Source organism: Amycolatopsis sp. NBC_01286 (assembly GCF_035982555.1).
Lineage (GTDB): Bacteria > Actinomycetota > Actinomycetes > Mycobacteriales > Pseudonocardiaceae > Amycolatopsis.
In genome coordinates, this window is record NZ_CP108428.1 from 6,188,011 (window position 1) to 6,202,047 (window position 14,037).

The following is a 14,037-nucleotide window of genomic DNA, read 5'->3' on the forward strand; positions in this document are numbered from 1 at the left end:
CCCGTGGACGTTGACGACAAGGTTCTCGACTACTTCAAGCGGACCGTGGCCGAGCTGCGCCAGGCCCGCGCCGAGCTCGACGAGCTGCGGGCCGCGAAGGCCGAGCCCATCGCGGTGGTCGGCATCGGCGTCCGGCTGCCGGGCGGCGTCACGAGCCCGGAAGCGCTGTGGCGCCTGCTCGCGGACGAGGTCGACGCCGTCTCGGGGTTCCCGGCCGACCGCGGCTGGGACGTCGAGGCCGTCTACGACCCGGATCCGGACGTCCCCGGCAAGTCGTACACCCGCTCCGGCGGGTTCCTGGCCGACGCGACCCGGTTCGACCCGGCGTTCTTCGGGATCTCGCCGCGTGAAGCGCTTTCCATGGACCCGCAGCAGCGGCTGCTGCTGCAGACGTCGTGGGAGGCCCTCGAACGCGCGGGCATCGCGCCGACGTCGTTGCGGGGCAGCCGGACCGGTGTGTTCTTCGGCGCGGCCGCCCAGGGTTACGGCGCGCAGCTGCGGGAATCGACCGGCGACGCGGCCGGGTACGCGCTGACCGGCTCGTCGTCGAGCGTTCTTTCCGGCCGGGTCGCCTACGTGCTGGGCCTGCGCGGCCCCGCGGTGACGCTGGATACGGCGTGCTCGTCGTCGCTGGTGGCCCTGCACCTGGCGGCGCAGTCGCTGCGGTCCGGCGAGTGCTCGGTGGCGCTGGCGGGCGGCGCCACGGTGATGGAGACGCCGAGCATCTTCGTCGAGTTCTCGCGCCAGCGCGGGCTGTCCGCGGACGGCCGGTGCAAGTCCTATTCGGACACCGCCGACGGGACGGGCTGGGGCGAAGGCGTCGGGGTCCTGGCCCTGCAACGGCTTTCCGACGCGCGCCGCGAAGGCCGTGAAGTGCTGGCGGTGCTGCGCGGCAGCGCGGTCAACGCCGACGGCGCGTCGAACGGGCTCACCGCCCCGAACGGCCCGGCCCAGCAGGAGGTCATCCGCCATGCGCTGGCCGGTGCGGGCCTGGCACCGTCCGATGTGGACGCCGTCGAAGGCCACGGCACCGGGACGACCCTGGGCGATCCGATCGAGGTCCAGGCGCTGCTGGCGACCTACGGCCAGGGCCGGGAAACGCCGCTGTGGCTCGGCTCGCTGAAGTCGAACGTCGGGCACACGCAGGCCGCGGCCGGCGTGTCCGGGGTCGTCAAGATGATCCTCGCGATGCGGCACGGCGTGCTGCCGCGCACCCTGCACGTGACGGAACCGTCGTCCCGCGTCGACTGGGCCGGCGGCGCGGTGCGGCTGCTGACCGAAGCGCGCCCGTGGCCGGAAACCGGCCGGCCACGCCGGGCCGGGGTGTCGTCGTTCGGGGTGTCCGGGACCAACGCGCACGTCATCGTCGAGCAGGCCGCCGAGGAGGAGCCGCCGCCCGGCACGTCGACCGGGATCGTGCCGCTGGTGGTGTCCGCGCGGTCGGCGGCGGGCCTGGCCGACCAGGCCGCGCGGCTGGCCGAAGCCCTGGATCCGGACGCGGATCTCGGCGCGGTGGCGGCGGCGCTGGTGCGGTCGCGGGCGCTGTGGGAGCACCGGGCGGTCGTGTGGGCCGAGGACCCCGGGCAGGCGGTCGCGCGGCTGCGCGAGGTGAGCAGCCGCGGACCGGCACCGGACGACGACGGTGTGGCGTTCCTCTTCACCGGGCAGGGTGCGCAGCGACCCGGGATGGGTGCGGAGCTGGCCGCGGAGTTCCCGGTGTTCGCGACGGCGTTCGACGAGGTGTGCGCGCAGTTCGACCGGCACCTGGACCGGCCGCTGCGCGACGCGATCGCGTCGGACACGGTGCACGAAACGGTCTATACGCAGGCGGGGTTGTTCGCGGTCGAGGTCGCGATGGTGCGGTTGCTGGAGTCGTTCGGGGTACGGCCGAAGGTCGTCGCGGGACACTCCCTCGGCGAGATCACCGCGGCGTACGTGGCGGGCGTGTTCTCCCTCGAAGACGCGGCGATGCTGGTCGCCGCGCGCGGTCGGCTGATGCAGGAGCCGCCGCCGGGTGGGGCGATGGTCGCGGTGGCGGCGTCCGAAGTGGACGTCGAGCCGGTGCTCGGGGACGGCGTGTGGCTGGCGGCGGTCAACGGGCCGGAGTCCGTGGTGCTGTCGGGGACCGCCGACGCGATCGAAGCCGCGGCGGAGCGGCTGCCGTACCGGACGAAGCGGCTGACCGTCTCTCAGGCGTTCCACTCCGGACTGGTCGAACCCGTGCTGGCGCCCTTCGCCGCGGTGGCCGCGCGCGTGACCTACCACGAGCCGTCCGTCCCGCTGGTGTCCACTGTGTCCGGTGCGGTGGCCGGTGCCGAGATCCGCTCGGCGCAGTACTGGGTCGACCAGGTCCGGCGTCCGGTGCGGTTCGCGGACGCCGTGACGACGGTGCTGGCGACCACGCCGGCCGTGCTGCTCGAGGTCGGCCCGGACGCCGCGCTGACGGCGATGGTCCCCGACGGCGCGCCCGCGACGGTGCCCCTGGGCCGCCGCGGACGTCCCGAGCCGGACGTCTTCCGCGCCGCGCTGGCGACGGCGTTCGCGTGCGGCGCCGAAGTGGCGTGGGACCCGCTGCTGCCCGCGGCGCCCGCCCGTGTGTCGCTGCCGACGACGGTGTTCCGCCAGGACCGGTTCTGGCTGACGCCTGGCAGCGCGGCGGCCGACGCGGCCGGCCTCGGCCTCGACGCGGTGGCGCACCCGGTGCTCGGCGCGGCGGTGGAGGACCCGGCGACCGGCGCGGTGACCCTCACCGGCCGGCTGTCGTCCGACGTGCTGCCGGAAGCGGGCGCCGAGGCCTGGCTGGAGCTGGCGATCCAGGCCGGTGACCGGGTGGGTGCGCCGGTCGTGTGCGAACTGACGGCCGAACGACGGCTCGCCCTCGCCCCGGGGACGCCGGTGCGGGTGCAGGTCGTGGCCGGCCCGGCGGAGTCCGGTGCTCGACGGGTCGACGTCCACGCGCGTTCCGACGGCGGTGGTGCGTGGGTGCGCTGCGCGACCGGGACCCTGACGACCGCGGCCCCGGTGCCGCCGTCTTTCGCTTGGCCGCCGCCGGGAGCGACGCGAACCGCCGACGGCCTGCTGCGCCGCGGCGAGGACATCTACGCCGAAGTCGAACTACCGTCCGAAGTGGACCCCACGACGTTCGCGATCCACCCGGCGCTGCTCACCGCGGCGCTGGCGGTGACGGGGGAGCAGCCCGCGGCCTGGGCCGGGGTGACGCTGAGCGCGGGCAACGCCGGGTCCGTCCGGGCCCGGCTGACCCCGGTCCCCGGCGGCTGGGCCCTGACCTTGCAGGACACGGCCGGGGCGCCGATCCTATCGGCGGAATCGGTGACGACCGGGACGGTGCCCCTGGCACACGACGGCGCCGGGGACGCGCTGTTCGCGGTCGAGTGGCGGCCCCTGCCCGACGTCGTCTCCGGTGGTTCCGGCGAGGCCCTGGTCATCGACGGTGCGGCCGGCCTCGCCCAGGCCGTCGAGGCACCGTCCACTGTGGTCCTGCGAGTCGCCCCGGGGACGGGCGAGGAGACCGCCCGGGTGCGCGAGGTCCTCGCCGGAGTGCTGGCGACGCTGCAGGCCTTCCTCGCGGACCCGGCCTGGCGGGACAGCCGGTTGCTGGTCGTGACCCGCGACGCCGCCGACCCCGTCGCGACGGCGGTCGGGGGTCTCGTCCGCACCGCCCGGACCGAGCACCCGGGCCGCGTCCTGCTGGCGGACGTCACCGGCGACACCGACCTGGCCGCCCTGGCCGCGACGCTGGTGTCCGCCGGCGAGGACGAGTGCCGGGTCGCCGACGGCGAGATCCGGGTGCCCCGGCTCGTCCGTGAGACCGGCGCCCCGGACCCCGGCGCGCGCCCGCTCGACCCGGCCGGCACGGTCCTCGTCACCGGCGGCACCGGCATGCTCGGCTCCGCCGTCGCGGAGTTCCTCGTGCGGGAGCTGGGCGTGCGCGGCCTCCTGCTCGCCTCCCGCCGCGGACCCGCCGCCGACGGGGCCGCCGACCTGGCCGGACGTCTCGAAGCCGCCGGTGCGCGGGTCGACGTCGTCGCCTGCGACACGGCCGACCGCGACCAGGTGCGCGACCTGCTCGCCCGGGTGCCGGCGGGGGCGCCGCTCACCGCCGTCGTGCACACGGCCGGGGTGATCGACGACGGCCTCCTCGGCACGCTCGACCCCGCGCGCCTCGACACCGTCCTGCGCCCCAAGGTGGACTCCGCCGTCCACCTGGACGCCCTCACGCGCGACGCCGGCCTCGCCGCGTTCGTGCTGTTCTCCTCCGCCGCCGGGGTGCTCGGCGGCGCCGGGCAGGGCAACTACGCCGCCGCAAACGCTTTCCTCGACGGTCTCGCGGCGCGCCGTCGCGCCGCCGGCCAAGCCGCCGTCGCCCTGGCCTGGGGCCTCTGGGCCGGCGACGGACAGATCTCCAGCGCCGCCGACGCCCAGCGGATGGCCCGCGCCGGCTTCGGCGCCCTCGACCCCGCGCGGGGTCTCGCCCTCCTCCGCACCGCGCTGACGTCGGCCCGGCCGGCCCTCGTGCCGATGGTCCTCGACGTGGCGGTCCTGCGGGACCGGGCGCGCGACCACGGCGTCCCGCCGTTGCTCAGCGAACTCACCGGGCCGGTCCGGCGGGCCGCCGCCACCGCCGGGAGCGGCCTGCTGAGCCGCCTGGCCGCGGCCGGGCCCGCCGACCGGGTCGCGCAGCTCACCAGCCTCGTCCGCGCCGAAGCCGCCGTCGTCCTCGGCGGTGGCGACGGCGTCACCGCCACCCAGGCCTTCCGTGACGCGGGGTTCGACTCCCTCACCGCGCTCGAGCTCCGCAACAAGCTCACGGACCTCACCGGGACGGCCCTGCCGTCCACTGTGGTCTTCGACCACCCCGACCCCCAGGCGCTCGCCGAGTACCTCGCCGGCACCCTCGCGCCGGTCGCTCCCGTGGCCGCCGTCGTCACCGACGACCCGGTGGTGATCGTCGGCGTCGGGCTGCGGCTGCCGGGCGGAGTGGACGGTCCGGAAGCCCTGTGGGACGTCGTTTCCGGCGGGGTCGACACGATCTCGCCGTTCCCCGCCGACCGGGGCTGGGACACGAGCGGCCTCGACGGTGTCGCCCGCTTCGGCGGGTTCCTGCACGACGCGGGCCGCTTCGATCCCGCGTTCTTCGGCATCTCGCCCCGCGAAGCCGCGGCGATGGACCCGCAGCAGCGGCTCCTGCTCCAGACGTCGTGGGAAGCGCTGGAACGCGGCGGGATCGCCCCGACGTCGTTGCGCGGGCAGGACGTCGGGGTGTTCTTCGGCGCCTCCGCCCTCGGCTACGGGATGCAGGGGCAGGGATTTGCCGACGAAGCCGCCGGGTTCGCCATGACCGGATCGTCGGCGAGCATCATCTCCGGCCGCGTCTCGTACGTGCTCGGGGTGCGCGGCCCGGCCGTCACCGTGGACACCGCGTGTTCGTCGTCGCTGGTCGCGATGCACCTCGCGGCGCAGTCACTGCGGTCCGGGGAGTGCTCGATGGCGCTCGCCGGGGGCGCGACGGTGATGGCGACCCCGGCGGCGTTCACCGAGTTCGCCCGCCAGGGCGGGCTCGCGGCCGACGGCCGGTGCAAGTCCTTTTCGGACGGAGCCGACGGCACCGGCTGGGGTGAGGGCGTCGGGGTCCTGGTGCTCCAGCGCCTCTCGGACGCCGTGCGCGACGGCCGGGAGGTCCTGGCCGTCGTCAAGGGCAGCGCGGTCAACCAGGACGGCGCGTCGAACGGCCTGACCGCCCCGAACGGACCCGCGCAGCAGGCGGTGATCCGGCAGGCGCTGGCCAACGCCGGAGTGGCACCGTCCGAAGTGGACGTCGTCGAGGCGCACGGCACGGGTACCACACTGGGTGACCCGATCGAGGTCCACGCCCTCCAAGCGGCCTACGGCCAGGACCGCGAAACGCCGTTGTGGCTGGGTTCGCTGAAGTCCAACATCGGGCACGCGCAGGCCGCGGCCGGCGTCGCCGGGGTCGTCAAGATGGTGCTGGCCCTGCGCCACGGCGTCCTGCCGCCGACACTGCACGCCACGCACCCGTCCACCCAGATCGACTGGAGCGCCGGGGCGGTCCGGCTGCTCACCGCGGCCGAGGACTGGCCCCGCGGGGACCGGCCGCGCCGGGCCGGGGTGTCGTCGTTCGGGGTGAGCGGGACCAACGCGCACCTGGTGCTGGAGGAAGCGCCGACAGCGGCGGCCTCCCCGGTCGTGGCTGATCCGGACGTCCTGCCCGTGGTCGTGTCGGCGCGTTCGGCCCGCGGCCTCGCCGAGCAGATCGAACGGGTGGCCGGTTTCCTCGAGAGCCAGGACGCCCTCGCCGCGCCCGCGTGGTCCCTCCTGCGGTCACGGGCGTTGTGGGAACACCGCACCGTGGCACTGGCCGGGACCGCCCACGAGGCCGCCGACCTGCTGCGGAAGGGCGCGGTCCAGGGCGTCGTCGACGCGTCCCGTGACGGCGTCGCCCTGCTGTTCACCGGTCAGGGCGCCCAGCGCGTCGGGATGGGTGCGGAGCTGGCGGCGGAGTTCCCGGTGTTCGCGACGGCGTTCGACGAGGTGTGCGCGGAGTTCGACGGGCACCTGGACCGGCCGTTGCGTGAAGCGATCGCGTCGGATCTCGTGCACGAAACCGCTTACACGCAGGCCGGGCTGTTCGCGGTCGAGGTCGCGATGGTCCGGTTGCTGGAGTCGTTCGGCGTGCGCCCGCGGGTGGTCGCGGGGCATTCGCTGGGGGAGATCACCGCGGCGTATGTCGCGGGCGTGTTCTCGCTGCGGGATGCCGCGATGCTGGTGGCCGCTCGGGGCCGGTTGATGCAGGAACTGCCGCCCGGTGGGGCGATGGTGGCGGTCGCGGCGTCCGAAGTGGACGTCGAGCCGGTGCTCGGCGACGGCGTGTGGCTGGCGGCCGTGAACGGGCCGCGGTCGGTGGTGCTCTCCGGCGCCGCCGAGGCCGTGCACGCGGCCGCGGCGGGCCTGGCGTTCAAGGCCACTCCGCTGACGGTCAGCCACGCGTTCCACTCCGGACTGCTGGACCCGATGCTCGCAGGGTACGCCGAGGTGGCGCGCCGCGTCGGCTACCGCGAGCCCACGCTGCCCGTCGTGTCCACTGTGTCCGGACGGACCGCGGGGGCGGAGCTGGGTTCGGCAGACTACTGGGTCGAGCAGGTGCGGCGCCCGGTGCGGTTCGCCGACGCCGTCCGGACCGTCCTGGACCTCTCGGTCGCGGCGGTGCTGGAAGTCGGGCCCGACGCGGCCCTCACCCCGGCCGTGCGTGAGATCGACGACGCGCCGGTCGCCGTCGCGCTGACGCGGCGGGACCGGCCCGAGACCGGCACGGCGCTGACCGCGTTGGCCACGCTGTTCGCCCACGGCGTCCCGGTGGACTGGAGCGCGCTGTTCCCGGCCGGGCTCCCGGTCGTGCCGGTGCCGACCACGGCGTTCCAGAACCGCCACTACTGGCTCAAGACCGGCACCGCCGACACCGGCGTCCTGCCGCTCGCCCACCCGCTGCTCGGCGCGGCGGTGGCCGACGCCGCGTCCGGCGGGGTCGTCCTGACCGGGCGGATCGCCCGCGAGACACACCCGTGGCTGACCGACCACGAGGTGGCCGGCACGGTCGTGGTCCCCGGCACGGCGCTCGTCGAGCTGGCCGTGCAGGGCGGCGACCGCGTGGGCACGCCGGTGGTGCGCGAACTGGTCGTCGAGGCCCCGCTGCGCCTGGACGACGAGCCGGTGCGCGTGCAGGTCGTCGTCGGCGCCGACGAGTCGGGCCGCCGCCCGGTCGGCGTCTACTCCCAAGTGGACGGTGCACAGTGGACTCGGCACGCCGCGGGCTTCCTGGTCGCCGAGGAGCCGGCCGCGACCGGCCTGGGGGAGTGGCCGCCGAGCGGCGCCGAGCCCGTCGGCACGTCCGGGTTCTACGACACCCTCGCCGGCCGCGGCTACACCTACGGCCCGGCGTTCCGCGGGGTGACGGCGGCCTGGCGGCGCGGTGACGAACTCTTCGCCGAGGTGACGCTGCCCGAGGGCCTGGAAATCGCGGGCTTCGCGATCCACCCGGCGTTGTTCGACGCCGCCCTGCACCCGACCATCCTGGACGCGGGCGACGAGGTGTCGCTGCCGTTCGCCTGGACCGACGTCGTGGTGCACGCCACCGGCGCGACCAGCCTCCGGGCCCGGCTGCGCCCCGTCGACGGCGGCCTGGCCGTCGACCTCGCCGACGGGGCCGGCGATCCGGTGCTGTCCGTCGGGTCCCTGACGACCCGGCCGGTGCCGCGCGACCGGCTCGCCCGCCCGGTCGACGACGCCCTCTTCCGGCTCCGGTGGACGCCCTTGACCGCGGAACCCGGCACGCCCGTCGCGCCGGGGACGGTGACCGGCGATCTCGGCCACCTGACCACGCGTCCCGAGTGGCTCGTCCTGCGTGCCGACGCCGGTGCGGGCAGCGACGAACCGCGGCGGGTGCGCGACGTCACCGGCCGGGTTCTGCGCACCCTGCAAAGCTTCCTCGGCGATCCGAAGTGGACCGGCTCGCGGCTCGTCGTCGTGACGTCCGGCGCGGTGGACCTCGGCGGCCCGCCGGACCCGGTCGCGGCGGCCGTCTGGGGACTGGTGCGCAGCGCCCAGACCGAGAACCCCGGCCGCCTGCTGCTGGTCGACGGTGACATCCCGGACGGCCTGCTCACGGCCTTGGCCGCGTCGGGTGAGGACCAGTGCGCGGTCCGCGACGGCCGGGGCTGGGTGCCGCGGCTGGCCCGGGCCACCGACGACGACCTCGTGCTGCCGGAGGACGGCCCGTGGGTGCTGCGGGCCGCGGGCGGCACCTTCGACGGGCTCACGCTCGCACCGTCCACAGTGGAACCCCTGGCCGCCGGGCAGGTGCGGGTCGACGTGCGCGCGGCCGGGGTGAACTTCCGCGACGTCCTGTCCGGGCTCGGTGTCGACGTCGGCGCCGCCGGGATGGGCGGCGAGTGCGCCGGCGTGGTCACCGAGGTCGGTCCGGGCGTGACCGGCCCGGCCGTCGGCGACCGCGTCCTGGGCATGGTGCCGGGCAGCTTCGCCCCGCAGGTCGTGGCGGACGCCCGCACCCTGGCGCCGGTGCCCGCGGGCTGGTCGTTCGAGCGGGCCGCGTCGGTCCCGGTCGTGTTCATGACCGCCTGGTACGGCCTCGTCGACCTCGCCGGAGTGCGGCCCGGCGAGCGCGTGCTGGTGCACGCCGCCGCCGGGGGCGTCGGGATGGCCGCGGTCCAGCTCGCGCGCCACCTCGGTGCCGAGGTCTACGCGACGGCGAGCCCCGGCAAGCAGCATGTCTTGCGGGAGATGGGGATTCCGGACGACCACATCGCGAATTCGCGGACCCTGGAGTTCGCGGAGAAGTTCGGCCAGGTCGACGTCGTGCTGAATTCGCTGGCCGGGGAGTTCGTCGACGCGTCGCTGGGCTTGCTGGCCGAGGGCGGCCGGTTCCTGGAGATGGGGAAGACGGACATCCGCACGGACGTCGACCGTTACCAGGCGTTCGACCTGCCGGAAGCGGGTCCGGAGCGGATCGGCGAGCTGCTGCGCGAGGTCCTGGAGCTGTTCGGGACCGGGGCCCTGCGGCCGATCCCGCTCACGACGTGGGACATCCGCCGCGCGCCCGAGGTGTTCCGGACGATGGCGCAGGGCAAGCACATCGGCAAGAACGTCCTGACCCTGCCGCGCACGCTCGATCCGGCGGGCACCGTCCTGATCACCGGCGGGACGGGCATGCTCGGCTCGCTCGTCGCGCGGCACCTGGTGGCCGAGCACGGCGTGCGTCACCTGGTGCTCGCGTCACGGCGGGGCGGCGACACCGAGACCGCGCGTGAGCTGCGGGAACGCGGTGCGCGCGTCGACGTCGTGGCGTGCGACACCAGTGACCGCGAGCAGGTCCGGTCCCTGCTGGACGGCCTCCCGCTCACCGGCGTCGTGCACGCCGCCGGGGTCCTCGACGACGGCGTGCTCGCGTCCCTGGACGACGAGCGGCTCGACCGGGTCTTCGCGCCCAAGATCGACGCCGCTGTGCACCTGGACGAGCTGACCCGGGACGCCGACCTCGCGCTGTTCGCGATGTTCTCGTCGGTCGCGGGGGTGCTCGGCGCCGCGGGTCAGGCCAACTACGCCGCGGCCAACGCGTTCCTCGACGCGCTGGCCGTCCGCCGTCCCGGCGCGGTGTCCCTGGCCTGGGGCCTGTGGGCCGGCGACACCGGGATGAACGCCGGGCTCGCCGACCAGGACCGCCGGCGCATGGCGCGAGCCGGGTTCGGCGCCCTCGACCCCGCCCGGGGCATGGCCCTGTTCGACCGCGCGCTGACGTCCGCGCGGCCCGCGCTGGTGCCGATGGCCGTCGACGTCCACGCGCTGCGGGACGTCCCGCCGATCCTGCGGGACCTCGCCGGCCGCACCCGACGCACCGCCCGGCCCGCCGAAAGCCGTTCTGCGGTGAGGGATCTGGCCGCGCTGACGGAACTGGTGCGCGCCGAAGCCGCCGCCGTCCTGGGCGGCGACGAACAGACCATCGGGGCCGCCCAGGCGTTCCGCGACGTCGGCTTCGACTCCCTGACCGCCGTCGAGCTGCGCAACCGGCTCACCACCGCGACCGGGATCGCGCTGTCCGCCACCGTCGTGTTCGACCACCCCAGCCCCCGCGCCCTGGCCGAGCACCTGCTCGGCGAGCGCGACCCCGCGGCCGCCGAACCCACGCGCGCGGTGCTCGACGACGACCCGGTCGTGGTCGTCGGCATGGGCGTGCGGCTCCCCGGTGACGTCGACAGCCCCGACGCGCTGTGGGATCTGGTGCGCGACGGCGTCGACGCGATCACCGGCTTCCCGGCCGACCGCGGCTGGGACCTCGACGCGCTGTACGACCCCGACCCGGACTCGTCGGGCACGTCCACCACGCGGTCCGGCGGGTTCCTCCACGACGCCGGCCGCTTCGACGCGGGGTTCTTCGGCATCACCCCGCGCGAGGCGCTCGCCATGGACCCGCAGCAGCGGCTCCTGCTCCGGACGTCGTGGGAGGCCCTGGAACGCGCGGGCATCGCGCCGACGTCCCTGCGCGGGCAGGCCGCGGGGGTGTTCTTCGGCGCCTCGGCGCAGCACTACGGCGCCGGCGCGGAGAACCCCGGCGTCGAGGGTTACGTCCTCACCGGATCGTCGTCGAGCGTGCTGTCCGGCCGGGTGTCCTACGTGCTCGGCGTGCGCGGACCGGCGGTCACGGTGGACACGGCGTGTTCGTCGTCGCTCGTGGCCCTGCACCTGGCCGCGCAGTCGCTGCGCAGCGGCGAGTGCTCCCTCGCGCTGGCGGGCGGCGCGTCCGTCATGGCGACGCCGGGGATGTTCGTCGAGTTCTCGCGCCAGCGCGGCCTGTCCGCGGACGGCCGGTGCAAGTCCTTCTCCGACCACGCCGACGGCACCGGCTGGAGCGAAGGTGTCGGAGTGCTGGTGCTGCAACGGCTTTCCGACGCGGTGCGCGAGGGCCGTGAGGTCCTGGCCGTCGTCCGGGGCACGGCGGTCAACCAGGACGGCGCGTCCAACGGCCTCACCGCGCCGAACGGGCCCGCCCAGCAGGAGGTGATCCGGCAGGCGTTGGCCAACGCCGGGCTGGCACCGTCCGATGTGGACGTCCTCGAAGGACACGGGACCGGCACGACCCTCGGTGACCCCATCGAAGTCCAGGCACTGCAGGCGGTCTACGGCGTGGACCGGGATCCGGCGCGGCCGTTGCTGCTGGGGTCGCTGAAGTCCAACATCGGGCACGCGCAGGCCGCGGCCGGGGTCGCCGGGGTCGTCAAGATGATCCTCGCGATGCGGCACGGCACAGCGCCGCGGACCCTGCACGCCGGCGAGCCGTCGTCGCGGGTGGACTGGTCGGCCGGCGGGATCCGGCTGCTCGCCGAGCCGGCGCCGTGGCCCGAGGCGGACCGGCCGCGGCGCGCGGCGGTGTCGTCGTTCGGGGTCAGCGGCACCAACGCGCACGTCGTCCTGGAGCAGGGGCCGCCGGTCGCCGAGGCTGACGTCCAGCTCACCGGGCCGGTGCCGGTGGTCGTGTCGGCGCGGACCGCCGACGCGCTTCTCGACCAAGCGACGCGGCTCGCGGCCTTCCTGGACGGTGGCCCGGACCTCGGCACTGTCGCGTGGACCCAGGCGCACGCGCGCGCCGCGTGGGAGCACCGCGCGGTGGTGTTCGCGTCGGACGTCACCGAGGCGGCGACGCGGCTGCGGGCGGCGCGGGCGTCCCGGGTCGCGTCCGGCAGCGGCGTCGCGCTGGTGTTCACCGGTCAGGGCGCGCAACGGGTCGGGATGGGCTTCGAGCTGGCGGCGGAGTTCCCGGTGTTCGCGACGGCGTTCGACGAGGTCTGCGCGGAGCTGGATCGGCATCTGGACCGGCCGCTGCGCGAGGCGATCGCGTCGGACGCGGTGCACGAGACGGTCTACACGCAGGCGGGGTTGTTCGCGGTCGAGGTCGCGATGGTCCGGCTCCTGGAGTCGTTCGGCGTGCACCCGCGCGTGGTCGCGGGGCACTCGCTGGGGGAGATCGCCGCGGCGTACGTCGCGGGCGTGTTCTCACTGGCGGACGCGGCGATGCTGGTCGCGGCCCGGGGCCGGTTGATGCAGGAACTGCCGCCCGGCGGGGCGATAGTGGCGGTGGCGGCGTCCGAAGTGGACGTCGAACCGTTGCTGGGCAACGGGGTCTGGCTCGCCGCGGTGAACGGGCCCGAGGCGGTCGTGCTGTCGGGCGACGCCGACGCGGTGCACGCGGCCGCGGCCGCGCTGCCGGTCAAGACCACCGCCCTGCCGGTGAGCCACGCGTTCCACTCCGGACTCGTCGAGCCGATGCTGGCGGAGTTCGCCGAAGTGACCGCCCGCGTCGAGTACCACGAGCCGGTGGTACCGCTGGTGTCCACTGTGTCCGGTCAGCTCGCCGGGGCGGAGCTGAGTGCGGCGGACTACTGGGTCGAGCAGGTGCGACGTCCGGTGCGGTTCGCCGACGCGGCCCGCACCCTGACCGGCCAGAACGTGGCGGCCGTGCTCGAGGTGGGCCCGGACGGCGTCCTGACGGCGATGCTGCCCGAAGGCGGTGTGGCCTTCACCCGGCGCGACCGGCCGGAGGCCGAGACGGCCCTGGCCGCCCTGGCGCAGCTGTACACGCGAGGCGTCGACGTAGACTGGACGCCGTTGTTCCCCGAGGACGCGCGGCGGCTCGTGCCGGTGCCGACGACGGCGTTCCAGGACGAGCACTACTGGCTCAAGCCGGGCACGGGCCGCGCCGACGCGGCCGGGCTGGGCCAGCTCCCGGTGCGGCACGCGCTGCTGAGCGCCGTGGTGGAGGACCCGGTGGCGGGCGGCGTCGTCCTGACCGGCCGGGTGTCCCGCGAGGCGCCCGCGTGGCTGGCGGACCACGCGGTCGCGGGTTCGGTGCTGCTGCCCGGAACCGCGCTGCTGGAGCTGGCGATCCAGGGCGGCGACCGGGTCGGCACGCCCGTGGTGCGCGAGCTGGTGATCGAGGCGCCGCTGCGGCTCGACGCGGCCACCCGCGTACAGGTCACGGTGGGTGCGGACGCGGACGGCCGCCGCGCGGTGGCCGTCCACTCCCGCCCGGCCACCGGACCCGGTGGCTGGACGCGCCACGCGGCCGGCTTCCTCGCCGCGGCCGGCCCGGCCGGCCAGGCGCTGACCGAATGGCCGCCGTCCGGCGCCGAAGTGCTGCCCATCGACGGCTTCTACACGCAGCTCGCCGAGCGCGGCTACGCCTACGGGCCCGCGTTCCAAGGCGTCACGACAGCCTGGCGGCGGCGCGGCGAACTGTTTGCCGAGGTCACCGCGCCCGGCGGCCTGGACGTCGCCGGATTCGCACTGCACCCGGCGTTGTTCGACGCCGCCCTGCACGTCACGGCGCTCGAAGCCGCCGACGGCGTCACGCTGCCCTTCGCCTGGACCGACGTCGCCGTGCACGCCACCGGCGCGACGTCGCTGCGCGTCCGGATCCGCCCGGCCGGCGACGGC

General features: G+C 75.6%; 1 pseudogene. It reads left to right on the forward strand.

From position 1 onward, the window contains the following. Window positions 1-90: 90 nt before the first annotated feature. A pseudogene (locus tag OG570_RS29425) lies at window positions 91-14,010 on the forward strand (SDR family NAD(P)-dependent oxidoreductase); the annotation flags it as partial. Window positions 14,011-14,037 lie beyond the last annotated feature (27 nt).